Genomic DNA, 23015 nt, shown 5'->3' on the forward strand with positions numbered 1-23015 from the left:
CCGCCATCGTTCTCCCGACTCGCTGGCGCCCGACGCTACCGGGTCGGGCGCTTCGAGTCTAGGGTGGGCGTCTCGGCACCCCGGGACGGGGTAGCCGCAAGAGGTTACAGGTTTGCCCTAGTGCCTCGGCGCGGTCTGTCAGTCCCGCACGATGCGGCCGGGAGCGGCCTGCACGACAGCCTGGGGGTTGTCGCGCAGCAGGTCGACGAGCGCGTCGATGTCGGTGCCGAGCACGGCGCGGTCACGGCCATGCTTGAAGCCGGTCTGGGCGTCGCCGCCTTCGGACAGGAAGTTGTTGACGACGACGCGGTAGTCGCGGGTGCGGTTCAGCGGCTGTCCGTCGATGAGGATCTCGCCGAGCTGGGCCGTGCCGTCGGCGCCCATGCGCCAGTGGTAGCGCAGCGTGGACGAGGCCTGCAGCATGCGCGGCGAGGCGTCGCCCTTGGGCAACTGGCGCTGCAGGATGTCCCACAGCTGCTGGCCGGTCAGCGTCAGCGCGACGATGTCATTGCCGAAGGGCTGGATGGCCAGCAGGTCGCTCATCGTCGTGGCCTTGCCGGGCTCGACGGTGAGGTCTGCGCGGATGCCACCCGGGTTCATGAAGGCGATGTCGGCCGGGCCCTGCTTGCGTGCGAAGGCGAGCTGGCTGTCGGCCACCAGGTTGCCCAGCCAGGAGTCGCCGTTCGGCTCCTTGGGGTGGCGCGTCGCGCCGCGCGGCAGCGTGGCGACCGGCTTGTTGCGCGCGGCCTGGGTCAGCGCCGCGGCCTGGGCGACGAGGCTGGCGAGTGCCGGGTTGGGCGCGTAGACGGACTGCAGCACCGGGTGGTTGACGGCCTGCGCGTCCAGCACGTGGCCGGCGGCATCGAGCTTGAGGTGGGTTTCGGTGATCCAGCCGCCATAGCTGCCGGCCTGCACGACGAGGCGGCCGTCGATCTTGCAGGTGTAGGCCTGGTGGGTGTGGCCGCCGATGATGATGGCGTAGGCCGGGTCCAGCCGCTTGGCGATGTCCTGCACGCGGCCGGTCAGCGTCGGGCAGGCGTAGGTCGGGTCGTTCGCGCCACCGCCGGCGCCCTGGACGCCGCCCTCGTGCATGATGGCCACCAGCACCTGGGCGCCTTCGGCCTTCAACTGGGGCACAAGAGCGTTCAGCGTGTCGGCTTCGTCGGCGAAGCGTATCCCCTTGATCGCCCGGGCGACGATGACGTGGGGCGTGTCCTTCGTCGCGACACCGGCGATGGCGACCTTGAGGCCGGCCGCCTGTTTCATCACATGGGTGGGCAGCAGCGGCTTGCCGGTGTTGGCGTCCAGCACGTTGGCGCCCAGATAGGGGAAGCCGGGGCCCTTGAAGCCGGGCCACAGGCATTCCGTCGGCCCGCATTCCCCGCGCGCCTTGCGCAGCAGCTCGGGCAGGCCGGCGTCGAGCTCATGGTTGCCCAAGGCGCTGGCCGAGATGTCGAGTTGCGACATCGCCGCCAGCGTGGGCTCGTCGCGCAGCAGGCTGGAGATCAGCGGCGACGCGCCGATCAGGTCGCCGCCGGCGACGACGATGGAGTCGGGGTACTTGGCGCGCAGCGTGGCCATCGCCGTCGCCAGGTGGGCCACGCCGCCTGCGGGCTGCGCCTTGACCTCGCCGGTGGCCGGGTCGGCCACGCGCGGCATCAGCGGCGTCGGCTGGGCGGGCTGGATGTTGCCGTGGAAGTCGTTGATGGAGAACAGCGTCAGCTCGGTCGTCTTTGGTGGCTGGGTGGCGCAGCCGGCGAGCAGGGCGCCGAGCAGCAGGCCGGCACCGAGGCGGAGGGAGGAGGTGTGGACCATGGCGGGGAGGGCTTGAAGGAGGGCGCGATCTTAGAAGTGGCTTTGTTGCCCGAGTTTGTCGCAGTTTCGCGACAAGGCCACATGGGTTCTCAATGTTTACATTGCAGAAAAAATTGCACCAACAAGGTGCGCAAACGACCGGCATGGGCGGATTTCCCAGCGCAAATGCCCCGGCCGGCAGGGCGTTTGGCATGCAATGTCGCGGCTTAACGACGCACTGAGCAGGTGCCGCAGGCCGTGGCGAGGGGTGGAACGGGGCCACTTCTGACTTACCCGTAAAGTTCTGTCACAGAAAGTCATGACAATCCCGTTCACCGTCGCGCCCCGCCTTTTTGCAGGGCCGGGCGGCGCGACCGCAAGAAGCGCTTCATGACGCTTCTGTGACTATTTTTTGACATCAGACGCGCCCCGCGCGCACAACAGGAGTGATTGGGATGAGCAACAGGATTGGGTCTGGATTCCCGCTGTCGGCGCTGTGCGCCGCCGTGGCCATCGTGGCGGCAGCGCCGGCGATGGCGCAAAACACGACGGCCGCCATCGGCGGCCGCGTGGCGACCGCGGATGGCAAGCCGGTGGCTGGCGCCACGGTGACCGTCCTGCACCGTGAGTCGGGCTCGGCCAACACGCTCGTCACCGACAGCGAAGGCCGCTACTACGTCCGCGGCCTGCGCGTCGGCGGCCCGTACTCCGTCACCGCCGTCAAGGGTGCCGACAAGAATGCCCAGGACGACATCTATCTGCAGCTGGCCGAAAGCCTGAACTTCGACATCCGCCTGGGTGGCCAGACGCTCGAAGCCGTCGTCGTGACCGGCAGCGCGGCCGCCAACAGCAAGTTCGCCGCCTCTGGCGGTGGCGCCGGCACCAGCCTGAGCCGCCAGGAACTGGATGCCTATGCATCCATCGCCCGCAACCTGCAGGACTATGCCCGCCAGGATCCGCGCCTGTCGCAGACCGACAAGGAGCGTGGTGAGATCTCGGCTGGCGGCCAGAACTCGCGCTACAACTCGATCACGGTCGACGGCGTCCGCATCAACGACACCTTCGGCCTCGAGGCCAACAACCTGCCGACGATCAAGCAGCCGATTTCCATCGACGCCATCCAGTCGGTGCAGGTCAACATCTCGAACTACGACGTCACCCAGCAGGGCTACACCGGCGCGAACATCAACGCGGTGACGAAGTCGGGCACCAACGAGGTCAAGGGCAGCGTCTACTACGTCTTCCGCAACGACTCCGTGGTGGGCAAGCGCTACAACCGCGCGGCCGACACCTACTTCTCCTTCCTGCCCTTCACCGAGAAGACCGCCGGCGTCACGCTGGGCGGCCCCATCATCAAGGACAAGCTCTTCTTCTTCGCCAGCTACGAGGAAATGACGAGCAACCGTGCCCAGCCCGAGTTCGGCCCGGTCGGCAGCCCGCTGACCAACGTGGCGATCTCGCAGACCGCCATCGACTCGCTGACCAGCATCGCCAAGACCAAGTACGGCTTCGACGTCGGCGCCGCCAACGGCCCCGCGCCCGTGAAGGTCAAGGACACGCTGCTCAAGCTCGACTGGAACATCAACGAGAACCATCGCGCCAGCATCCGCTACACCAAGACGGACCAGAGCGAAACCAACTTCGGCAACTTCAGCGGCACCAGCGTCAACCTGACGTCCTGGTGGTGGAACCAGAAGAAGACGCTGGAGACCGTGGTCGGGCAGTGGTTCGCCGACTGGACGCCCAACTTCTCGACCGAGCTGAAGCTGACCAACCGCGACTACAACAGCGTCCCGAAGAACAACAGCAACCTGCCGGCCATGGCGCTGCAGTTCACGGGTCCGGCACCCGCAGGCGCGCCCGCGGGCGTGAACACCGGCAGCCGCTTCCTGAACTTCGGTACCGAGCTGAGCCGCCAGTACAACGTGCTGGACACCAAGACCTTTGACAGCTATTTCGGCGCCAACTGGGTCGTGGGGGACCACGAAGTCAAGGGCGGCTTCGACTACAGCAACAACAAGATCTACAACGCCTTCTTCCAGAACGTGAATGGCAACTACACGTTCGGTTGCATCAACAGCTCCGCCACCGTCACCTACAGCTTCGGCGCCGTCAACTGCGGCACGGCCAGTGCTGCCGTGATCGAGCAGGCCGTGCTGGAGAACTTCAGCAAGGGCCGTCCGTCGAACTACCAGGTGCAGGTGCCGGCCACGGCCGGCGGCCTGGACGCGGGTATCGCGAACTGGTCCACGGCCAACACCGGCGTGTTCCTGCAGGACACCTGGGCCCTCAGCAAGCGGCTGACGGTGACGGGCGGTATCCGGATCGACCGGATTGCCATCCCCGACCACCCGGCGCTCAACACCGTTGCGGGCGGCGCGCTGGTCGCCGGCAGCGTCAACGGCAAGCTGGTCACCCGCAATTCCGGTGGTTTTGGACGCGACAACTCGATCACGCCCGACGGCCAGAGCCTCGTGCAGCCGCGCTTCGACTTCAAGTACACGCTGGACGACAAGGCCAGCCAGAAGAAGCAGGTCCGCGGCGGCTTCGGCCTGTTCCAGGGCGCGGCGGCCAACGTCTGGGTCTCCAACCCGTTCTCCAACACGGGCCTGGCGACCAAGATCGTCGGTTGCGGCACGCAAGGCTTCCCGGCCTGCGATGGCTCCTCCATCTTCAACCCGGATCCCTCCAAGCAGCCGACGGTGTTCCCCGGCACGCCGCCGGCAGCCAACGTCGACTTCCTGGACCCCTCGCTGACGCAGCCTTCGGTCTGGAAGTTCAACCTGGCCTATGACGCGGAACTGCCCTGGGCCGGCCTCGTGGCTGGCGCCGAGCTGATCCACACCAAGACCAAGACGGGCATCTTCTACCAGCACCTGAACCTGGGCGCGCCGACCCGCACCGGCACGGATGGCCGTGAGCTGTACTACACGCCGGCAGCCTATGACCCGGCCTGCTGGACGGCCACCGGCGGCACGGTCACGTCGGGCGCTTCTTGCGCGGTCTCGGCCACCAACGGCGGCGTGCGTGCCCGCGCGCTGTCCAACCCCAACTTCAACAACGTGCTGCTGGCCACGGGCACCAACAAGGGTGGCGGCAATGCCCTGACGCTGTCGCTGAGCAGCCCCAACAAGGCTGGTCTGGGCTGGCAAGTGGCCTACACGCGCACTTCGGCGACCGAAGTGAGCCCGCTGACGTCGTCGGTGTCGAACTCGAACTTCAACTCGCGTTCGGTCTTCAACGCCAATGAAGATGCGGCGGCCAACTCGGCCTACCTGATCAAGGACCGCGTCAGCGCGTCGTTGAACTGGTCCAAGGCCTTCTGGGGCGCGTACAAGACCACGGTTGGTGTGTTCTACGAGGGCCGCTCCGGCAAGCCCTACAGCTGGACCTACCGCAACGACCTGAACGGTGACGGCATCGCGGGCAACGACCTGATGTACATCCCCAAGGCCCCGGGTTCCGGCGATGTCGTCTTCCTCGGCGACACGGCCACCAACCACGGCAACGAAGACCTGTTCTGGAGCATCGTCGACGCCAACAAGGCGCTGCGCAATGCCAAGGGCGGGGTGGTTGCTCGCAACAGCGCGTTCTCGCCCTGGGTGAACAGCTTCGACGTGCGCCTGAGCCAGGAAGTCCCCGGCTTCTTCGGCAAGCAAAAGGGCGTCGTCACGCTCGACATCCTGAACTTCGGCAACCTGCTGAACACGCGTTGGGGCCGCATCAACGAGATGGCCTTCAGCTCCTCCGGTGGCCAGCGCCGCAGCTTCGTGAACTACGTCGGCCTGGATCCGAACGGCAAGTACATCTACCAGGTCAACCCGACGGTGGACGACTACACGCTGCGCCAGGTCAAGGGCGAGTCGCAGTGGGCGATGCAGATCACGGCTCGTTACGAGTTCTGATCCTGAGTGGCAGCCGCCCGCCGGCGGCTACCCAAACAAAAGGGCCCTCCGGGGCCCTTTTCTGTTTGGTGCGTGACGGCGATCACTTCAAGAGGTCGCCCAGGCAAAGGTACTTCACCTCGACATAGTCCTCGATGCCCTGGCGGCCGCCCTCACGCCCCAGGCCCGATTGCTTGACGCCGCCAAAGGGCACCTCGGCCGTCGAGATCAGGCCCGTGTTGATGCCCACCATGCCGTACTCCAGCGCCTCGCCGACGCGGAAGATGCGGCCGATGTCGCGGCTGTAGAAATAGCTGGCCAGACCGAACTCGGTGGAGTTGGCGAGGCGTATCGCATCTTCCTCGGTCTGGAACTTGAAGATGGGCGCGACGGGGCCGAAGGTCTCCTCGCGCGAGCACAGCATCTGCGGCGTCGCGTCGGCCAGCAGCGTGGGCTCGAAGAAGTTGCCGCCCGCCGTCTCGATGCGCTTGCCGCCGGCCAGCAGCTTGGCGCCCAGCGCGATGGCGTCGGCCACGTGCGTCTCGACCTTCTGCAGGGCCTGGTCGTCGATCAGCGGACCGACGCTGACGCCGGCCTCGAAGCCGTTGCCGGTCTTCAGGCCCGCGACCTTGGCCGCGAACTTCTCCAGGAAGGCGTCGTAGACGCCCGCCTGCACATAGATGCGGTTGGCGCAGACGCAGGTCTGGCCGGCGTTGCGGTACTTGCTGGCCAACGCCCCATCCACGGCGGAGTCCAGGTCGGCGTCGTCGAAGACGATGAAGGGGGCGTTGCCGCCCAGCTCCAGGCTGAGCTTCTTGATCGTCGGCGCGCACTGAGCCATCAGGATGCGACCCACCTCGGTGGAGCCGGTGAACGACAGGTGGCGCACCACGTCGCTCTCGCACAGCAGCTTGCCGATCTCGACGGACTGCGCGGCATCGGCCGTCAGCACGTTCAGCACGCCCGAGGGCATGCCGGCGCGCTGGGCCAGTTCGGCGACGGCCAGCGCCGTCAGCGGCGTGGCCTCGGCCGGCTTGATGATGACGGTGCAGCCGGCGGCCAGCGCCGGCGCGACCTTGCGCGTGATCATCGCCAGCGGGAAGTTCCAAGGCGTGATGGCCGCGCAGACGCCCACGGCCTGCTTGACGACCAGGTAACGCTTGGTCGGGTCGGTCGTCGGGATGGTCTCGCCGTAGATGCGCTTGCCCTCCTCGGCAAACCAGTCCAGGAAGCTCGCGCCGTAGACCACCTCGCCTCGAGCCTCGGCCAGCGGCTTGCCCTGCTCGGCCGTCATCAACCGGGCCAGGTCGTCGGCATGCTTGACCAGCAGCTGTTGCCAGCGCACCAGCACGGCGGCGCGCTCCTTGGCCGGCTTGGCCTTCCAGGCGTTCAGCGCGTTGGCCGCTGCGGCTATTGCCGCCTCGGTGTCGGCGCGGCCCAGGTTGGGCACCTGGGCCAGCTCCTGGCCGGTGGCGGGGTCCGTCACGGCGAAGCTGGCGGTGCCAGCCACCCATTCGCCGTTGATCAGCGCCTGGCTGCGCAGCAGGCTGGCGTCGTCCAGTGCCGCCAGCGGGGAATTCGGGTCCATCGGGGGTTCTCCAGAGGGGTTTGCGCATCACTCTACCCGTGGCATGTAAAGCCCCCTCTCTACAATCGCCCCTCTTTGTCACTGACCTTTTCCAGGAAGACCCCGGGATGAAAGCCGCCGAGATCCGCCAGACCTTTCTGAAGTTCTTCGAGTCGAAAGGCCACCAGATCGTCGCCTCCAGCCCGGTGGTGCCGGGCGACGATCCGACGCTGCTGTTCACGAACGCGGGCATGAACCAGTTCAAGGACGTCTTCCTGGGCTTCGACAAGCGCCCCTACACGCGAGCGACGACCAGCCAGAAATGCATCCGCGCCGGCGGCAAGCACAACGACCTGGACAACGTCGGCTATACGGCGCGCCACCACACCTTCTTCGAGATGCTGGGCAACTTCAGCTTCGGCGACTATTTCAAGAAGGACGCCATCAGCTACGCCTGGGAGCTGCTGACGGTCAACTTCGGCCTGCCCAAGGAAAAGCTCTGGGTTACCGTCTACGAAGAGGACGACGAGGCCTACGACATCTGGAACAAGGCCGTGGGCGTGCCCGCCGAGCGCATCGTGCGCATCGGCGACAACAAGGGCGCGCGCTACATGTCCGACAACTTCTGGATGATGGGCGACACGGGCCCCTGCGGCCCCTGCACCGAGATCTTCTACGACCACGGCCCCGAGATCGCCGGCGGCCCCCCGGGCAGCCCGGACGAGGATGGTGACCGCTACATCGAGATCTGGAACAACGTCTTCATGCAGTTCAACCGCACAGAAGACGGCGTCATGCACCCGCTGCCCAAGCCCAGCGTGGACACCGGCATGGGCCTGGAGCGCCTGGCGGCCGTGCTGCAGCATGTGCACAGCAACTACGAGATCGACACCTTCGTGAACCTGCTCGCCGCGGCCAAGAAGGCCGTGGATGAGGCCGGCGGCGGCGACTGCGACAAGGACAGCCCGTCGCTGAAGGTCATCGCCGACCACATCCGCGCCTGCTCCTTTACGGTCGTCGACGGCGTCATCCCCGGCAACGCCGGCCGCGGCTATGTGCTGCGCCGCATCGCCCGCCGCGCCATCCGCCACGGCTACAAGCTGGGCGCGCGCACGCCGTTCTTCCACAAGCTGGTCGCCGCGCTGGCCATCGAGATGGGCGATGCCTACCCCGAGCTGCGCCAGGCGCAGGCCCGCGTCACCGACGTGCTGAAGCAGGAGGAGGAGCGCTTCTTCCAGACCATCGCCACCGGCATGGAGATCCTCGAAGCGGCGCTGGCCAAGGGCGGCAACGTCGATGGCGACACCGCCTTCAAGCTGCACGACACCTATGGCTTCCCGGTCGACCTGACCGCCGATGTCTGCCGCGAGCGCGGCGTGTCGGTGGACGAGGCGCGCTTCAACGAGTTGCTGGAAGAGCAGAAGAACCGTGCCCGCGCGGCCGGCAAGTTCAAGATGGCGCAGGGCCTGGCCTACAGCGGCCAGCCGACTGAGTTCCACGGCTACGAGCACCTGGTCTGCGAGGCCGCCAAGGTCACGGCCGTCTACGTCGACGGCGCCCCGGTCTCCGAGGCGCAGGCCGGCGACGACGCCGTCATCGTGCTGGACCACACGCCCTTCTACGCCGAGAGCGGCGGCCAGGTCGGCGACGCCGGCGAGCTGCGCAGCGGCACGACGCGCGTCGTCATCGAGGACACCGTCAAGATCCAGGCCGACGTCTTCGGCCACCACGGCCGCGTGACCGAGGGCTCGGTCAAGGTCGGCGACGTGTTCGTGGCCCGCGTGGACGCCGAGCGCCGCGCCAGGACCGTGCGCAACCACAGCGCCACCCACCTGATGCACAAGGCCTTGCGCGAGGTGCTGGGCGCCCATGTGCAGCAGAAGGGCTCGCTGGTGAACGCCGAGCGCACCCGCTTCGACTTCGCGCACAACGCGCCGCTGACGGCCGAGGAGATCCGCGAGATCGAGTCGCTCGTGAACGCCGAGATCCTGGCCAATGCCGGCGCGAACGCGCAGGTCATGGCGCTGGAGGACGCGCAGAAGTCGGGCGCCATGATGCTGTTCGGCGAAAAGTACGGCGACACGGTGCGCGTGCTCAGCATCGGCTCCTCCAAGGAGCTGTGCGGCGGCACGCACGTGAAGGCGACGGGCGACATCGGCCTGTTCAAGATCGTCGCCGAATCGGGCGTCGCGGCCGGCATCCGCCGCGTGGAGGCCGTCACCGGCGACAACGCGCTGGCCTATCTGCAGTCGCTCGAAGCGACGGTGCAGGGCGCGGCGCTGACGCTCAAGACCTCGCCGCACGAGCTGGGTGCCCGCCTGCATGCGGTGCTGGACCAGGTCAAGGCGCTGGAGAAGGAGCTCACCGCGGCCAAGAGCAAGCTGGCGTCCGCCCAGGGCGATGAGCTGCTGGCCCAGGCCGTGGACGTGAAGGGCCTGAAAGTGCTTGCCGCCAGGCTCGAAGGCGCCGACGCCAAGACGCTGCGCGAGACCATGGACAAGCTCAAGGACAAGCTCAAGACCGCCGCCATCGTGCTGGCAGCCGTGGACGGCGACAAGGTGCAGCTGGCGGCGGGCGTGACGGCCGACAGCGTGGCCAAGGTCAAGGCCGGCGAGCTGGTCAACTTCGTCGCCAGCCAGGTGGGCGGCAAGGGCGGCGGCAAGCCGGACCTGGCCATGGCCGGCGGCACGGAGCCCGCGGGGGTCGCGGCGGCCCTGCAGAGCGTGGTCGGCTGGGTGTCCGAGCGCGTCTGAGACTGGCCGCGAAATGAGAAACGGGCGGCCCGCGGGCCGCCCGTTTTGCTTGCTATTGCCGGATCAGGCCGCGACGGCGGCGTCCATCAGGCCCATCTCGGCGCTGCTCATCAGGCCTTCGATGTCCATCAGGATCAGCATGCGGTCGGCCACCGAGCCGATGCCGGTGATGAAGCTGGTGTCCACCGACGAGGTGCTCAGCTCGGGCGCCGGCTTGATCGCGTCGCGGCTCAGTTCCAGAACGTCGGAGACCGAGTCCACCACGGCGCCGACGACGCGGTTCTTCACGTTCAGCACGATGACGACCGTGAAGCTGTTGTACTCGGCGCTGGGGCAGCCCAGCTTCAGGCGCAGGTCGACGATGGGGACGATGACGCCACGCAGGTTGACGACGCCCTTGATGAAGTCCGGCGCGTTGGCGATGCGCGTGGGGGCTTCGTAGGAGCGGATCTCCTGCACCTTCAGGATGTCGATGCCGTATTCCTCCGAGCCGAGCCGGAAGGTCAGGTATTCGCCGCTCTTGGGGCCGGCGGACGGGGCAGTGACGGCGCCTTGCTGGCGCAGGGCGGGGACGTTGCTGGCTTCCATGGGGACCTCTCTGTATGGGTTGAATTGTTAGTGGCGCGAGCGGCGCACCAGGCTGCCGACGTCCAGGATCAGCGCGACGCGGCCGTCACCCATGATGGTGGCGCCCGACACGTCGTTGACCTTGCGGTAATTGGCTTCGAGGTTCTTCACGACGACCTGCTGCTGGCCCAGCAACTCGTCCACCAGCAGCGCGACGCGGCCTCCTTCGGCCTCGACGACGACCATGATGGAGCTGACATGCTCGAAGTCGAAGCGCGGTACGTCGAAGACCTTCTCCATCTCGATGACGGGCATGTACTCGTCACGCACCTCGACGACGCGGCCGGAGCCGGCCACCGTCTTGATGGTGTCGGCCTGCACCTGGAAGGACTCGACCACGCTGGACAGCGGCAGGATGTAGCACTCGTCACCCACGCCCACGCTCATGCCGTCCATGATGGCCAGTGTGAGCGGCAGGCGCACGGACACCTTCATGCCGTAGCCCTCGGCGGAGTCGATCTCCACCGTGCCGCCCAGTGACGTGATGTTCTTCTTCACGACGTCCATGCCGACACCGCGGCCGGACACGTCGGTGACGACATCGGCCGTGGAGAAGCCCGGCGCGAAGATCAGGTTCCAGCATTCGGCGTCGGTCATCGTGTCCGGCGCGTCTATGCCCTTCTCGCGGGCCTTCTTGATGAGCTTGTCGCGGTTCAGGCCGCGGCCGTCGTCGCGCACCTCGATGACGATGCTGCCGCCCTGGTGGGAGGCCACCAGCGTGATCGTGCCCTGCTCGGGCTTGCCGCGCGCGAGGCGGTCCTCGGGCATCTCGATGCCATGGTCGCAGCTGTTGCGCACCAGGTGGGTCAGCGGGTCGGTGATCTTCTCCACCAGGCTCTTGTCCAGCTCGGTGGCCTCGCCCTGCGTGACCAGCTCGACCTTCTTGCCCAGCTTGGCGGCCAGGTCGCGCAGCATGCGCGGAAAGCGGTTGAACACCGTCGACATCGGAATCATGCGGATCGACATCACCGATTCCTGCAGGTCGCGCGTGTTGCGCTCCAGGTCGGCCAGGCCACTGGTGAGCTGCTGGTACAGCGCCGGGTCCAGCTCGCGGCTGTTCTGGGCCAGCATGGCCTGTGTGATGACGAGCTCGCCGACGAGGTTGATGAGCTGGTCCACCTTCTCGATGGAGACGCGCAGCGTGGTCTGGTCCATGCCGCCGCCGGCGGGCTTGGCCTCGGTCTTGGCTGGCGTGGCCGGGCGGGCCGGCACGATGGCGGCCGCGGGCTTGACCTCGGCTTCGACGGCGGGCGCGACCCCGGCCGGCACGCCCGGGGCGTTGTCGAAGAAGCCGTAGCCCGGGTCGTTGGACGGCGGCTCGGCCGGCGGCGCGCCGGGCGCGCCCTCGTGGAAGCCGAAGCCGGGGCCCAGCGGCATCAACTTGACCTGTTCGCGGGCGACGTGGAAGGTGAAGAGGTCCAGCAAGTCGTTGTCGGTGGAGCTGGTCAGCACCTTGAAGCGGCGCATGCCATCCGAGCCCTGGCCGGCATCCAGCGGCTCTATGGTGCCGAGGTCGGTGATTTCCTTGAACAGCTCGACGAGGTTGTCGGCCAGGCTCATGTCGGCCAGCGGGCCGACCTGCAGCTCCAGCAGGCGAGTGCCGGTCGTGACGGCGGCCGGAGCCGGCGCGGGTGCAGAGACCGGCGCGGGTGCGGGTGCGGCCGCAGCCGGCGCCGCGCCGCCTTCGACGAAGGCCTTGATACGGGTCAGCAGCTCGGTCGTGTCGACCGGGGCGGCGCCCGAGCCCTGGTGGCGGCCCAGCTGCGCGCGCAGCGCATCGCCGGACTGCAGCAGCACGTCCACCATGGCCGCGTTGGGCTGCAGCTCGTGGCGGCGCAGCTTGTCCAGCAGCGTCTCCATCTGGTGGGTCAGTTCGGCGACATCGGAGAAACCGAAGGTCGCCGCGCCGCCCTTGATGGAATGGGCGCAACGGAAGATGGCGTTCAGTTCCTCGTCGTCGGCGGCCTCGACATTGACGTTGAGCAGCAGCTGCTCCATGTTGTCGAGGTTCTCGCCGGCTTCCTCGAAGAAGACTTGGTAGAACTGGCTGAGGTCGATGCCAGCACTGATGCTGGCGCCTTCGGTGGTCATGTCACCCATGGCGGTGCTCTCTCTGGGATGGGCTTCAGCGGATGACCTTGCCGATCACTTCGATCAGCTTGGCCGGGTCGAAAGGCTTGACCAGCCAGCCGGTGGCGCCGGCGGCGCGGCCGGCCTGCTTCATCGTGTCGCTCGATTCGGTGGTCAGGATCAGGATAGGCGTGCTCTTGAACTTCGGGTTCTCGCGCAGCTTCTTGGTCAGGCTGATGCCGTCCATGCGCGGCATGTTCTGGTCGGTCAGCACGAGGTCGAAGTCCCGCTGGCCGGATTTCTCCCAGGCGTCCTGCCCGTCCACAGCTTCCACCACGTTGAAGCCGGCGTTCTTGAGCGTGAAGGCCACCATCTGGCGCATCGAGGCCGAGTCGTCGACAGCGAGGATTGAGTGCATTGGGTTTTCTCCGAGGGGACGTGTTGCCTGGGGGCGAAATTGGCGGGGGGATTCAGAAGAGCTCGATGGATCCGGCATCCATCTCGTCCTGCGTGACCGGGTTGGGGCGCAGCGGCGCGATCTCGACGACGGCGGCGCCGTCCTCGTCATCCATGCCGAAGGTATCGCGCGCCAACTGGTCCGAGCAGTTGCGAAGGCGCTGGCTGGTGTGTGCGATGAGCTGCGTGGCCATGTCCTGGAACTGCAGCGCGGTGATGGCGCCGGCAATGTCCTGCATGATCTGCTTGAGGCCCTCCGAGGCGGGCGTGCCGTCGCTGGTGCTGAGCAGGCTCATGGCCTGGCTGGAGGCGCTGAAGAAATGCGTGGACAGGGCCTCGCCGGCGTCGTCGAGCAGGCGCTGCAGCCGCTCGAGGTCGTTCGTCACCGTCAGCAGATGGTCCTGCAGTTCCGCGGCCGCCAGCAGCGGCATGGCGGCCGCGGCTCCATCGAAATCAGCGGCGGTGGAAGGTTCTGACTGCATCGTGGCTCCGCGAGGGGATGCTTGCTTTTGTGTCCCAGGGCCCTGTGGATACTCTCAGGGCAAATGAATCATGGCATGTTCACCCCTTTTCCGACACCTGTCGACGCGGAGATCCCGGGGGAACGAGCCGTATTACCGCTCTGCACGGCGTTGATTGTGGCGCCGGCCATGAGCCCCGGCGCGCGGCATACTGCGCCCCCATGACGATTTCTGGTCTGGAGCAGGCCTCCCGGGTCCTGCGAGTGCTGCATGTCGAGGACTCCGAACTCGACCATCAACTCATCGTGGCCCAGCTCGCCCGTTCCGGGCTGAAGGTGGACATGGAGAGGCAGGATGCGCTGCCTGCCGTGCTGGCCGCGCTGGAGCGCCCGTGGGACGCCATCCTCTCCGACTACAACCTGCCGGGCTATTCGGGCCTGGACGTGCTGGAGGCGCTGAAGGCGCGCCGCTCGACGGTCCCCTTCATCCTCGTCTCGGGCGAGATCGGCGAGGACATCGCCGTCGGCGCGATGCGCGACGGCGCGTCCGACTACCTGCTGAAGAACAACCTGAACCGTCTGGCGCCGGCCCTGCTGCACGCCGTCGACGCGGCCGAGAACGAGCGGGCGCGGTTGGTGGCGGACCACGAGCTGGTCAAGTCCAAGCAACGCCTGCACGAGCTGGCCGGCCATCTGCAGACCAGCGTCGAGCTGGAGCGCGCCGCCATCGCGCGCGAGATCCACGACGACGTTGGCGGTTCGCTGACGGCGATCAAGTTCGACCTGGCCTGGATAGACCGCCACGCCCGCGATCCCGAGGTGCGCCAGCGCGTCAGCGCGGCGCTGGAGACCGTCAATTCGGCCATCGACGCCAGCCAGCGCATCATGCACAACCTGCGCCCGGCCATCCTGGAGCAGGGCCTGGTGGCCGCGCTGCAATGGATGACGGCGCGCTTCGAGCGCCGCACCGGCATCGAGGCCGGCCTGCGGCTGGGCGACGAGCGCCTCGCGCTGCCGCCGGGCGTGCCGCTGGTGGCCTACCGGACGGCCCAGGAGGCGTTGACTAACGTCTCCAAGCATGCGCTCGCGACCCGCGTCGACGTCGAGCTCAGCCTGGACTCCGGCGTGCTGACGCTGGAGATCCGCGACAACGGCCGCGGCATGGCCCCCCAGGACCTGGCCAAGGAGCGATCCTTCGGCATCCGCGGCCTGCACGAGCGCGCCGCCACGGTGGGCGGCTGGGTGGACCTGTCCAGCGCGCCCGGCGGCGGCACCAGCCTCATCCTGACCGTGCCGCTGGCCCAGGATGCCATCGACGCGCTGGACGACGCGACCGACTTCGGCAAGGATGACTGCCACTCCATCTGGGGCCGCGCATGATCCGCGTCATCCTCTGCGACGACCATGGCCTGATCCGCCGCGGCATCCGCGACACGCTGGCCGACGTGCAGGACATTGAGGTTGTCGGCGAGGCCGGCGACTACACCGAGCTGCGCGGCCTGCTGCACACGCTGGGCAACAACCCCTGTGACGTGCTGGTGCTGGACATCAACATGCCCGGCCGTTCGGGCCTGGATGTGCTGCACGTGCTCAAGGAAGAGGGCAACCCGGTGCGCACCCTCGTCGTGTCCATGTACCCCGAGGACCAGTACGCCATCCGCGCGCTGCGCGCCGGCGCCTACGGCTACGTCAACAAGGGCGGCGACCCGGCCACCCTGGTGCAGGCCGTGCGCACGGTGGCCCAGGGCCGCAAGTACGTGACGCCCGAGATCGCTCAGATGCTGGTCGAGAGCCTGACCGCGCCCGTCACCGAGCAGGCGCACCACAAGCTCTCCGACCGCGAGCTGCAGACCCTGGTGATGATCGCCTCGGGCAAGCGCCTGTCGGACATCGCCGAGGAGCTGACGCTCAGTCCCAAGACGGTCAGCGTCTACCGCGCCCGCGTGCTGGAGAAGCTGAGCCTTTCCAACAACTCCGAGCTGACCGTCTACGCCATCCGCAACGGCCTCGTCGCCAGCTGAGCCGCGCGGCCGCCGTTCGTCGATCCCGGCCGTCGATTCGCCACCGCCGGCTGCCGTTCGTCGAATGATGACACCCGGTGGCAGCGGCCACTGCACAATGCGCGCGGGTTCCAAGTGGGTGGCCGAGAGGCCGTTGCGTCCTAGGGCCGTTGAGGTCTGCCGGGCGAGACTTTCAGGGGGCGTGTCATCGATACCGGATTGCTGAAGGAGTTGCGCATCGACGGTGCGCATCGCGAGGACCATGGCGGCGGGCCGCCCAAGTGGGTCTGGGGCGGGCTGGCGGGTCTGGTCGCGCTGGCCTTGGCCGGCGGCGCGGCCTGGTGGTTCGTGGCGGGTCATCAAGCCATCGCCGTGCAGACGGTGACCGTGCGCGCCAACGGCCAGGGGCCGGCGGCCGACGCCGTGCTGCAGGCCTCCGGCTATGTGACGGCGCGCCGCATGGCGACCGTCTCGGCGCAGATGACCGGCACGCTGATCGAGGTGCTCATCGACGAGGGCTTCAAGGTCAAGAAGGGCCAGGTGCTGGCGCGGCTGGACGACACCGGGCTGAAGGCTGGGGTCGCGGCCGCCGAAGCCCAGGTCCGCACCGCCGAGGCCAACCTCGGCCAACTGCGCGCCCAGCTCGCGCAAGTCCAGGCCGACGAGCGACGCCAGGCCGAACTGGCGGCCAGCGGCATGACGACGCGCCAGTCCCGCGAGCAGGCGGCGACGGCCGTGAAGACCGTGTCCGCCCAGATGGAGGCGGCGCAGCGCCAGATCGAGGCCGCCCAGGCCCAGGCCCGGCAGGCGCGCGTCAACTTCGACTACGCCACCGTGCGTGCGCCCTTCGACGGCGTCGTCACGGCGCGTGCAGCCCAGGTGGGCGAGATCATCTCGCCGCTGTCCGCCGGCGGCGGCTTCACGCGCACCGGCGTGGGCACCATCGTCGACATGGACTCGCTGGAGGTGAACGTCGACGTCAACGAGGCCTATATCGCCCAGGTCAAGGCCGACATGCCCTGCGAGGCCGTGCTGGACGCCTACCCGGACTGGAAGATCCCGGCCCACGTCGTCGCCGTCATCCCTAGCGCCGATCGTGGCAAGGCCACCGTCAAGGTGCGCGTGGCGCTGGAGAAGAAGGACGACCGCGTCGTGCCGGACATGGGCGTGCGCGTGAGCTTCCTGGCCACCAAGCCCAAGGCCGAGGCCAAGCCCGTGCCGGGCGTGTTGCTGCCGCCGGAGGCCGTCGTTCAGCGTGACGGCGTGCCGGTGGTGTTCGTCGTCCGCGAAGAACACGCCGAGCAGCGTGCGGTGCAGCTGGGCGCCGACATGGGCAAGTTCAAGCTGGCCACCGGCGGGTTGAAGGCGGGCGAGACTGTCGTCGTCTCGCCGCCGGCCGAGCTGAAGCAGGGTTCCAACATCGTGAGCAAGGACTGAGAGCATGAGCGCATTGATCGAGATCCGCGACCTGTCCAAGGTCTATACCCGCGGCAAGCAGAAGGTGGAGGTGTTGCACCACATCGACCTCGACGTGCAGCAGGGCGACTTCTTCGCGCTGATGGGCCCCTCGGGCTCGGGCAAGACGACGCTGCTGAACCTGATCGGCGGCCTGGACGCTCCCAGCGGCGGCTCCATCATCGTGGGCGGCGAGCGCATTGACCAGTTGTCCGGCGCGGCGCTGGCCAAGTGGCGCGCCTCCCGAGTCGGTTTCGTGTTCCAGTTCTACAACCTGATGCCGACGCTGTCGGCACAGAGGAACGTCGAGCTGCCGCTGCTGCTGACCAAGCTTTCGGCCGCCGAGCGCAGGAAGCGCGCGGCCATCGCGCTGCAGCTGGTGGGACTGGCCGATCGCGCCTCGCACAAGCCCACCGAGCTGTCGGGCGGCCAGCAGCAGCGCGTGTCCATCGCGCGGGCCATCGTCTCGGACCCGACGCTGCTGGTCTGCGACGAACCCACCGGTGACCTGGACCGCCAGTCCGCCGAGGACGTGCTGACGCTGCTGCAGGCCCTCAACCGCGAGCATGGCAAGACCATCGTCATGGTCACCCACGACCCGCGCGCCGCCGCCCGCGCAAGCCACACGCTGCACCTGGACAAGGGCACGCTGGTCTCCGCCGCCGAAGCACTCGCCTGAGGGGAGGTGCCATGAAATACCTCCACCTGATCTGGGCCGCGCTGTTCAGGCGCAAGGGGCGGACCTTCCTGACCCTGGTGTCCATCATCACGGCGTTCCTGCTGTTCGGCCTGCTGGACGCGGTGCGCGTCGGCTTCGACCAGGCCGGCCAGAGCGCCAACGGCGCGCAGCGCCTGCAGACCGGCGCCAAGCTGAGCTTCATCCAGCTGCTGCCGATGTCCCTCGGTGCGCGCATCACGCAGATCGACGGCGTCAAGGACACCACGTACGCGAACTGGTTCGGTGGTGCCTACCAGAAGCCCGAGAACCAGGTCTTCAGCTTCGCCGTGGCACCCAACTACCTGGACATCTATCCGGAGATGGAAGTCTCGGCCGAGCACCGCAAGGCCTTTGCCGAGACCAAGGACGGTGCGTTGGTGGGCGAGGGCCTGGCGCGCAAGTTCGGCTGGAAGGTGGGCGACCAGGTGCCCATGCAATCCACCATCTTCCCGGACAGGAACGGCAGCCAGAACTGGCCGTTCAAGATCGTCGGCATCATCCATGTGCCCGACAAGAAGACGGCCGGCTGGTGGAGCCAGATGTTCCTGCTGAACTGGAAGTACTTCGACGACACCACGCCCTGGAACCAGGGCCAGGTGGGCTGGTACGTGACGCGGGTGAAGGACGTCAACCAGGCCGACCGCGTGCTCAAGGCCATCGACGAGATCTCGGCCAACTCCGACCACGAGACGCGCACGCTGACCGAGCAGGCCGCCATGTCCAGCTGGATGAAGCAGCTGGCCGACATCAACCTCATCGTCACCTCCATCATGGGCGCCGTCTTCTTCACGCTGCTGCTGCTGGCCGGCAACACCATGATGCAGGCCGTGCGCGAGCGCACCGGCGAGATCGCCGTGCTGAAGACGCTGGGCTTCTCCGGCGAGAGCGTGCTGGCCATGGTGCTGGCCGAGTCTGTGCTGCTGCTGCTGATCGGCGGCGTCGTCGGCCTGGGCCTGGCCAGCGTCATCGGCCCCATCGTCGGCGCCGGCAGCGGCGGTGCGCTCAACCTGCCGGCAGCCGGCCTCACCAGCTGGATGATAGGCGTGGGCCTGGCGCTGCTGTTCGGCCTGGCCGTCGGCGCACTGCCGGCCCTGCGCGCCATGCGCGTGAACATCACCGACGCACTGGCCGGGAGGGCATGACATGAAATTCCTCAAGAACCTCGGACTCCTGCTGCTCACCGTGCTGATGCTGGTCCTGTGGGTGCTCATGCCCTGGTATGGCGCGCTCGCCGTCGCCGTCCTGTTTGCGCTGTGGATGTTGCTGTTCCGCAGCGGCATGCAGGCGCGCTCCGTCGCGGCGGTGGGTATCAGCACGCTGATGCAGCGCCTGGGCTCCTCGGCCGTCATCGTCGTCGGCATCGCCGGCGTGGTGGGTGTGCTGGTGGCCCTGCTGGCCATGGCCGACGGCTATGCGCAGACGCTGCGAAACTCGGGCTCGCTGGACACCGCCATCGTCATGCGCGGCGCGTCGGCCAACGAGGTCTCGTCCTCGCTGAGCCGCGAGGACCTGGTGCAGATCGAGCAGACCCCCGGCATCGCCCGCAATGCCAAGGGCGAGCCCATCATCTCGGCCGAGACCGTGGTGGCCGCCAACCTGCCGGTCAAGGGCAGCAAGACCGGCGACTCGGGCAGCGCCCAGGTGCGCGGAGTCAGCGAAGCCGCCTTCGTCGTGCGGCCCAACGCCAAGATCGTCGAGGGCCGGACCTTCCAGCCCGGGCTGCGCGAGATCATCGTCGGCAGAGGGGCGGTGCGGCAGTTCGAGGGGCTCACGGTGGGCGCTACGCTGAAGCTGGGTAACCAGCCCTGGACCATCGTCGGCATCTTCGCGTCGGGTGACGCGATGGAGTCCGAGCTCTGGGCCGACGCCAACGTCGTCAACGACACCTACAAGCGCGGCAGCGGCCGCAACTCGGCGACGGTGAAGCTGGAGCGTCCTGCCGCCATCAAGGTCTTCAGCGACGCGCTGGAGGCCAACCCGCAGCTCAAGGTCAAGGCCAGCACGACGCTGGAGTTCTTCGCCAAGCAGAGCGAGCAGATGACCAAGATCCTGCGCATCATCGGCATCACGGTGGGCGCCATCATGGCCGTGGGCGCGGTGTTTGGCGCGCTGAACACCATGTTCGCCGCCGTGGCCTCGCGGGCCCGCGAGATCGCGACGCTGCGCGCCATCGGCTTCCGCGGCCTGCCGGTCGTCGTCGCGGTGATGCTGGAGACGACGCTGCTGGCGCTGGTCGGCGGCCTCATCGGCGGGGTGGCGGCCTATCTGCTGTTCAACGGCTTCGAGGCCTCGACGATGGCGGCCGGTTCGGTCGGCAAGCTCAGCTTCAACCTGGCCGTGTCACCGGGCCTGCTGTGGGAGGGCATCAAGTGGGCGTTGGCCATCGGCTTCGTCGGCGGGCTGTTCCCGGCGGTGCGTGCGGCGTCGGTGCCGGTGACGACGGCCCTGCGGGAGGCTTGAGCCGGTCGGAGCAAGGAGAGGGCGCAGCCCTGTTGATGGCTGTGCCAGGATTGCGACTGCGGCGACACGGTGCGTAGGGAGCTGGCGAAAACGGCATTCGAGGGGGGCGGCTGCAGACTGGCTACTGCCGCTCGCTGCCTGGCTCCCGAGTGACGGCTGGCGTCCGCTCCGGTCAATGAGCAGATCGCAAGGCTGCGGGTGGCAAGTCGGCAGGGATCGGTCGTTCACCAGAGCAATTGCCGCGGACAACCAGGACCTGATGTGCCGAACTTGCCGACAACGGCAAGCCAACGCCTGGGTCAGCTGTGCATGCGCCACCACAAATAGAGCGCCGTCACGGCCATGGTGGCGATCGTCACAGGCACGCCGATACGGGCGTGCTGCCGCCAGTCGATGAAGATGCCTCGGCGCTTGGCCGCGTCGACGACGATGATGTTGGCGATGCTGCCGACGATGAACAGGTTGCCGGCAAACGTGCTGGCCAAGGCCAGCAATGGGCCCGAGAGCGGGTGATGCGCGAGCGGCAGGAGCAGCATCACGGCGGGGACGTTGGAGACCAGGTTGGACAGCACGAAGGTCGCCCCGAACAGCGGCACCGGGTGGTCCAGGTGAAACCCCAGGGCCGCCGAGTCGGTCACCAGCTGCGCCGGGACGCCGGTGCGTTGCAACGCGTCGTTGACGACGAAGAGCCCCATGAAGAGCACGAGCAATTCCCAGTCGACCAAGCCCAGCATGCGGCTCGAATGCAGCTGCCGGCTCATCAGCAGCACGCCAGCGACGGTCAGCGCAACCACTTCTCTTGGCCAAGGCGCGAACAGAAATGCCAGGAGGATCGCGAGCGCGGCCATCATTCCCTTGACGGTCTGCCAACGATCCAGGTCCTGGGTCCCGAACCCGGGCCGGATCTCGGGCGTGGCACCTCCCGCCAATTGCCAGCGCCCCTGGACGCGGACCACGATCACCGCCCATGTCAGCGCGAGCCCTGCCAGCACCGGCACGGCCGCCTCTGCGGCATAGCCCGCAAAGGACAGCTGCAGCGTCTGGCCGATCAGCATGTTCTGCGGGTTGCCGATCAAGGTGGCAGCCGAGCCGACGTTGGCGGCGCAGGCGAGTCCCAGCAGAAACGGCACGGGATCAAGGCTTCGGCGCATGCAGGCATCCACCAGTACGGGGGCGACGGCCAGGCAGACGATGTCATTGCTGAACACGGCGGACAGCAGCGCGACAACAGCAATCAACATGCCCAGCAGCGTTGGCGGCGAGACGGCCAGCGCCGACAGGCGTGCCGTGACCCAGTCGTAGAAGCCGCCGAGGCGCATTTGCGCGGACACGACCATGAAGGCGAACAGCAGTAGCAGCGTTGGCAGGTCGATCGATCGAGCCGCCTGTTCGACCGAAACGGCTTCCGTCGCAATCACGGCGATGGCACCCAGCAGCCCGATGCCGGTGCGATCGAGCTGCAGGAATGGCAGCCCGCCCAGGATCATGCCGAGGTATACCAAGCCGAAGATCAGCAGGACGGTCGTAGTCATGGGTAGATGTTGGCCCCTATCAAGCCAAAGGACAGAAACAAGAGCCGACACCCCCGTTCAAACCGTGCATGCGGAGTTCTCGCGCACGGAGTACCAGTGGTTGTCGGCCCGCAGAATTGTGCGGCCCTCCCTGCGAAGGGGGCGCGCCGAGTGCAGATAAAAGTCAGGTCGGCCATTGGGCTAGCACCAAGGGCTGGCTCGACATGGCCATGGCCCGAGCGGACGCCCAGGCCATGCAAACCAATGCGCATGACGGGCGACAACCGTTCACCAACATGTGCGAGCTCGTCCGTACACTGCTCAAGCTGAAAGCACCGTAGGCTCGGGTATGGGCTATCAATCTCGATATGAGCGATACATCATGTTCGCTGTCAAGGGCGGCGTTGTCGCTGGCAAGACTGAAACTACGGACATGCCAAGATGAGGCCTAACCAGTTGCTCGAGCCGGACACGCGTCGGCAAGTCGCCACTCTCAGCCCAGCTTCAACGTTGGTGGTGCAAGTGGAAATCAGGCATGCGGGTGCAGCGGATGTGCTGGCTCTCTTGGAGCTGCGCAATCACTACGTCGCAAATTCGTTTGCCACCTTCGATGAAGCGCCACATACGGCCGAGTTCATCGGAATCTGGGTTTCGTCGTTCAATCCCGAGGGCCCGTACCAACTGCTCGTTGCTTACGCAAATGGTGAGCTGCTTGGCTTCTGCAGCAGCCAACCCTACCGGACACACCCTGCCTTTAGGCATACCATCGAAACCAGTGTCTATGTCGGGCCCGGCGGCGGTGGCCGGGGCGTAGGGTCGGCGCTGTATGCCCACCTGTTTCGCTCGCTGCAAAGTCATAGGCTTCACCGGGCAGTCGTCGGCATCGCGCTGCCCAACGAGGCGTCGGTGCGGCTGCACGAGAAGTTCGGCTATACCAAGGTTGGGGTGTTCAACGAGTACGCTGTCAAGAACGGGCAGTACATCAGCTCGCAGTGGATGGAGCGTGCTCTGTGAGCGTCATCAACCACTGAGTGCAAAAAGTTGAACGGCATCTTAGGCCGCCGAGCTCTAGGACATGAGAGACCGCAGTCGCGGCAGAGGCGCCGTCGGCTTCAGTTTAGGTTTGTCCGACACCTGCCCGTCGCGCTGTGCAGGTCTGCGCATCAAGCCGACTTGAGGGCAGGTGTTGGATAAACCTCTAGGGAGGAAACCGCGGCGCATGTGGCAACGGTTGTCGAGGCCTCGTTGCTATGGCGATTC

General features: G+C 67.2%; 16 protein-coding genes. 9 read left to right on the top strand and 7 right to left on the bottom strand.

Annotated elements, in window-relative coordinates; genetic code table 11:
* Window positions 1-138 precede the first annotated feature (138 nt).
* On the bottom strand, window positions 139-1815 hold the full coding sequence (locus JOY88_RS07360) for a bifunctional metallophosphatase/5'-nucleotidase (RefSeq protein WP_293501610.1): 1677 nt from the start codon (window positions 1813-1815) through the stop codon (window positions 139-141).
* Window positions 1816-2249: 434 nt separating this feature from the next.
* Between JOY88_RS07360 and JOY88_RS07365 the strand changes: the two genes are divergently transcribed.
* A complete protein-coding gene (locus JOY88_RS07365) occupies window positions 2250-5699 on the top strand; it encodes a TonB-dependent receptor (protein ID WP_293501611.1) in 3450 nt (1149 codons plus the stop codon).
* Window positions 5700-5781: 82 nt separating this feature from the next.
* On the opposite strand, the gene JOY88_RS07370 is transcribed toward JOY88_RS07365, so the two are convergent.
* Window positions 5782-7266: an NAD-dependent succinate-semialdehyde dehydrogenase gene (locus JOY88_RS07370; RefSeq protein ID WP_293501612.1), complete on the bottom strand. Its 1485-nt coding sequence runs from the start codon at window positions 7264-7266 to the stop codon at window positions 5782-5784.
* Between the two features lie 107 nt (window positions 7267-7373).
* On the opposite strand from JOY88_RS07370, the gene alaS reads away from it, so the two are divergent.
* The gene (gene alaS, locus JOY88_RS07375) at window positions 7374-9998 is read left to right on the top strand and encodes an alanine--tRNA ligase (RefSeq protein WP_293501613.1); all 2625 of its coding nucleotides are present in this window, start codon (window positions 7374-7376) and stop codon (window positions 9996-9998) included.
* Window positions 9999-10061: 63 nt separating this feature from the next.
* On the opposite strand, the gene JOY88_RS07380 is transcribed toward alaS, so the two are convergent.
* The 4 genes from JOY88_RS07380 to JOY88_RS07395 are packed head-to-tail and all read right to left on the bottom strand — an operon-like array spanning window position 10062 to window position 13633.
* Window positions 10062-10586: a chemotaxis protein CheW gene (locus JOY88_RS07380; protein WP_293501614.1), complete on the bottom strand. Its 525-nt coding sequence runs from the start codon at window positions 10584-10586 to the stop codon at window positions 10062-10064.
* Window positions 10587-10613: 27 nt separating this feature from the next.
* Window positions 10614-12725 (bottom strand): chemotaxis protein CheA, encoded by a 2112-nt coding sequence (locus JOY88_RS07385; RefSeq protein ID WP_293501615.1) that lies wholly within the window; start codon window positions 12723-12725, stop codon window positions 10614-10616.
* A 25-nt stretch (window positions 12726-12750) separates the two neighbouring features.
* Window positions 12751-13113, bottom strand: a complete 363-nt coding sequence (locus JOY88_RS07390) for a response regulator (protein ID WP_293501616.1) — start codon at window positions 13111-13113, stop codon at window positions 12751-12753.
* A gap of 52 nt (window positions 13114-13165) precedes the next feature.
* Window positions 13166-13633, bottom strand: a complete 468-nt coding sequence (locus JOY88_RS07395; RefSeq protein WP_293501617.1) for a hypothetical protein — start codon at window positions 13631-13633, stop codon at window positions 13166-13168.
* Between the two features lie 200 nt (window positions 13634-13833).
* Here JOY88_RS07395 and JOY88_RS07400 point away from each other — a divergent pair, with 200 nt between their 5' ends.
* From JOY88_RS07400 to JOY88_RS07425, 6 genes are all read left to right on the top strand, one after another.
* Window positions 13834-14991 carry a hybrid sensor histidine kinase/response regulator gene (locus JOY88_RS07400; protein WP_293501618.1) on the top strand — a complete coding sequence of 386 codons (1158 nt, stop codon included), beginning with the start codon at window positions 13834-13836 and terminating at the stop codon, window positions 14989-14991.
* A complete protein-coding gene (locus tag JOY88_RS07405) occupies window positions 14988-15632 on the top strand; it encodes a response regulator (RefSeq protein WP_293501619.1) in 645 nt (214 codons plus the stop codon). Before JOY88_RS07400 ends, JOY88_RS07405 begins: the two co-directional genes overlap by 4 nt.
* Window positions 15633-15830: 198 nt before the next feature.
* Window positions 15831-17048: an efflux RND transporter periplasmic adaptor subunit gene (locus tag JOY88_RS07410; RefSeq protein ID WP_293501620.1), complete on the top strand. Its 1218-nt coding sequence runs from the start codon at window positions 15831-15833 to the stop codon at window positions 17046-17048.
* 4 nt (window positions 17049-17052) lie between these two features.
* The gene (locus JOY88_RS07415) at window positions 17053-17745 is read left to right on the top strand and encodes an ABC transporter ATP-binding protein (RefSeq protein WP_293501621.1); all 693 of its coding nucleotides are present in this window, start codon (window positions 17053-17055) and stop codon (window positions 17743-17745) included.
* A gap of 11 nt (window positions 17746-17756) precedes the next feature.
* Window positions 17757-18926 carry an ABC transporter permease gene (locus tag JOY88_RS07420; protein WP_293501622.1) on the top strand — a complete coding sequence of 390 codons (1170 nt, stop codon included), beginning with the start codon at window positions 17757-17759 and terminating at the stop codon, window positions 18924-18926.
* A 1-nt stretch (window position 18927) separates the two neighbouring features.
* Complete coding sequence (locus JOY88_RS07425; RefSeq protein ID WP_293501623.1) at window positions 18928-20244, top strand: ABC transporter permease; 1317 nt, start codon at window positions 18928-18930, stop codon at window positions 20242-20244.
* Between the two features lie 299 nt (window positions 20245-20543).
* On the opposite strand, the gene JOY88_RS07430 is transcribed toward JOY88_RS07425, so the two are convergent.
* Complete coding sequence (locus JOY88_RS07430; protein WP_293501624.1) at window positions 20544-21776, bottom strand: anion transporter; 1233 nt, start codon at window positions 21774-21776, stop codon at window positions 20544-20546.
* Window positions 21777-22271: 495 nt separating this feature from the next.
* Here JOY88_RS07430 and JOY88_RS07435 point away from each other — a divergent pair, with 495 nt between their 5' ends.
* Window positions 22272-22769 (top strand): GNAT family N-acetyltransferase, encoded by a 498-nt coding sequence (locus JOY88_RS07435; protein WP_293501625.1) that lies wholly within the window; start codon window positions 22272-22274, stop codon window positions 22767-22769.
* Window positions 22770-23015 lie beyond the last annotated feature (246 nt).

The sequence above is a fragment of the Roseateles sp. genome (assembly GCF_019237615.1).
GTDB lineage: Bacteria > Pseudomonadota > Gammaproteobacteria > Burkholderiales > Burkholderiaceae_C > Pelomonas.

Coding starts and splice junctions, on each gene's coding strand:
- JOY88_RS07360 (WP_293501610.1), bottom strand. CDS start 1,815: ATGGTCCACACCTCCTCCCTCCGCCTCGGTGCCGGCCTGCTGCTCGGC.
- JOY88_RS07365 (WP_293501611.1), top strand. CDS start 2,250: ATGAGCAACAGGATTGGGTCTGGATTCCCGCTGTCGGCGCTGTGCGCC.
- JOY88_RS07370 (WP_293501612.1), bottom strand. CDS start 7,266: ATGGACCCGAATTCCCCGCTGGCGGCACTGGACGACGCCAGCCTGCTG.
- alaS (WP_293501613.1), top strand. CDS start 7,374: ATGAAAGCCGCCGAGATCCGCCAGACCTTTCTGAAGTTCTTCGAGTCG.
- JOY88_RS07380 (WP_293501614.1), bottom strand. CDS start 10,586: ATGGAAGCCAGCAACGTCCCCGCCCTGCGCCAGCAAGGCGCCGTCACT.
- JOY88_RS07385 (WP_293501615.1), bottom strand. CDS start 12,725: ATGGGTGACATGACCACCGAAGGCGCCAGCATCAGTGCTGGCATCGAC.
- JOY88_RS07390 (WP_293501616.1), bottom strand. CDS start 13,113: ATGCACTCAATCCTCGCTGTCGACGACTCGGCCTCGATGCGCCAGATG.
- JOY88_RS07395 (WP_293501617.1), bottom strand. CDS start 13,633: ATGCAGTCAGAACCTTCCACCGCCGCTGATTTCGATGGAGCCGCGGCC.
- JOY88_RS07400 (WP_293501618.1), top strand. CDS start 13,834: ATGACGATTTCTGGTCTGGAGCAGGCCTCCCGGGTCCTGCGAGTGCTG.
- JOY88_RS07405 (WP_293501619.1), top strand. CDS start 14,988: ATGATCCGCGTCATCCTCTGCGACGACCATGGCCTGATCCGCCGCGGC.
- JOY88_RS07415 (WP_293501621.1), top strand. CDS start 17,053: ATGAGCGCATTGATCGAGATCCGCGACCTGTCCAAGGTCTATACCCGC.
- JOY88_RS07420 (WP_293501622.1), top strand. CDS start 17,757: ATGAAATACCTCCACCTGATCTGGGCCGCGCTGTTCAGGCGCAAGGGG.
- JOY88_RS07425 (WP_293501623.1), top strand. CDS start 18,928: ATGAAATTCCTCAAGAACCTCGGACTCCTGCTGCTCACCGTGCTGATG.
- JOY88_RS07430 (WP_293501624.1), bottom strand. CDS start 21,776: ATGACTACGACCGTCCTGCTGATCTTCGGCTTGGTATACCTCGGCATG.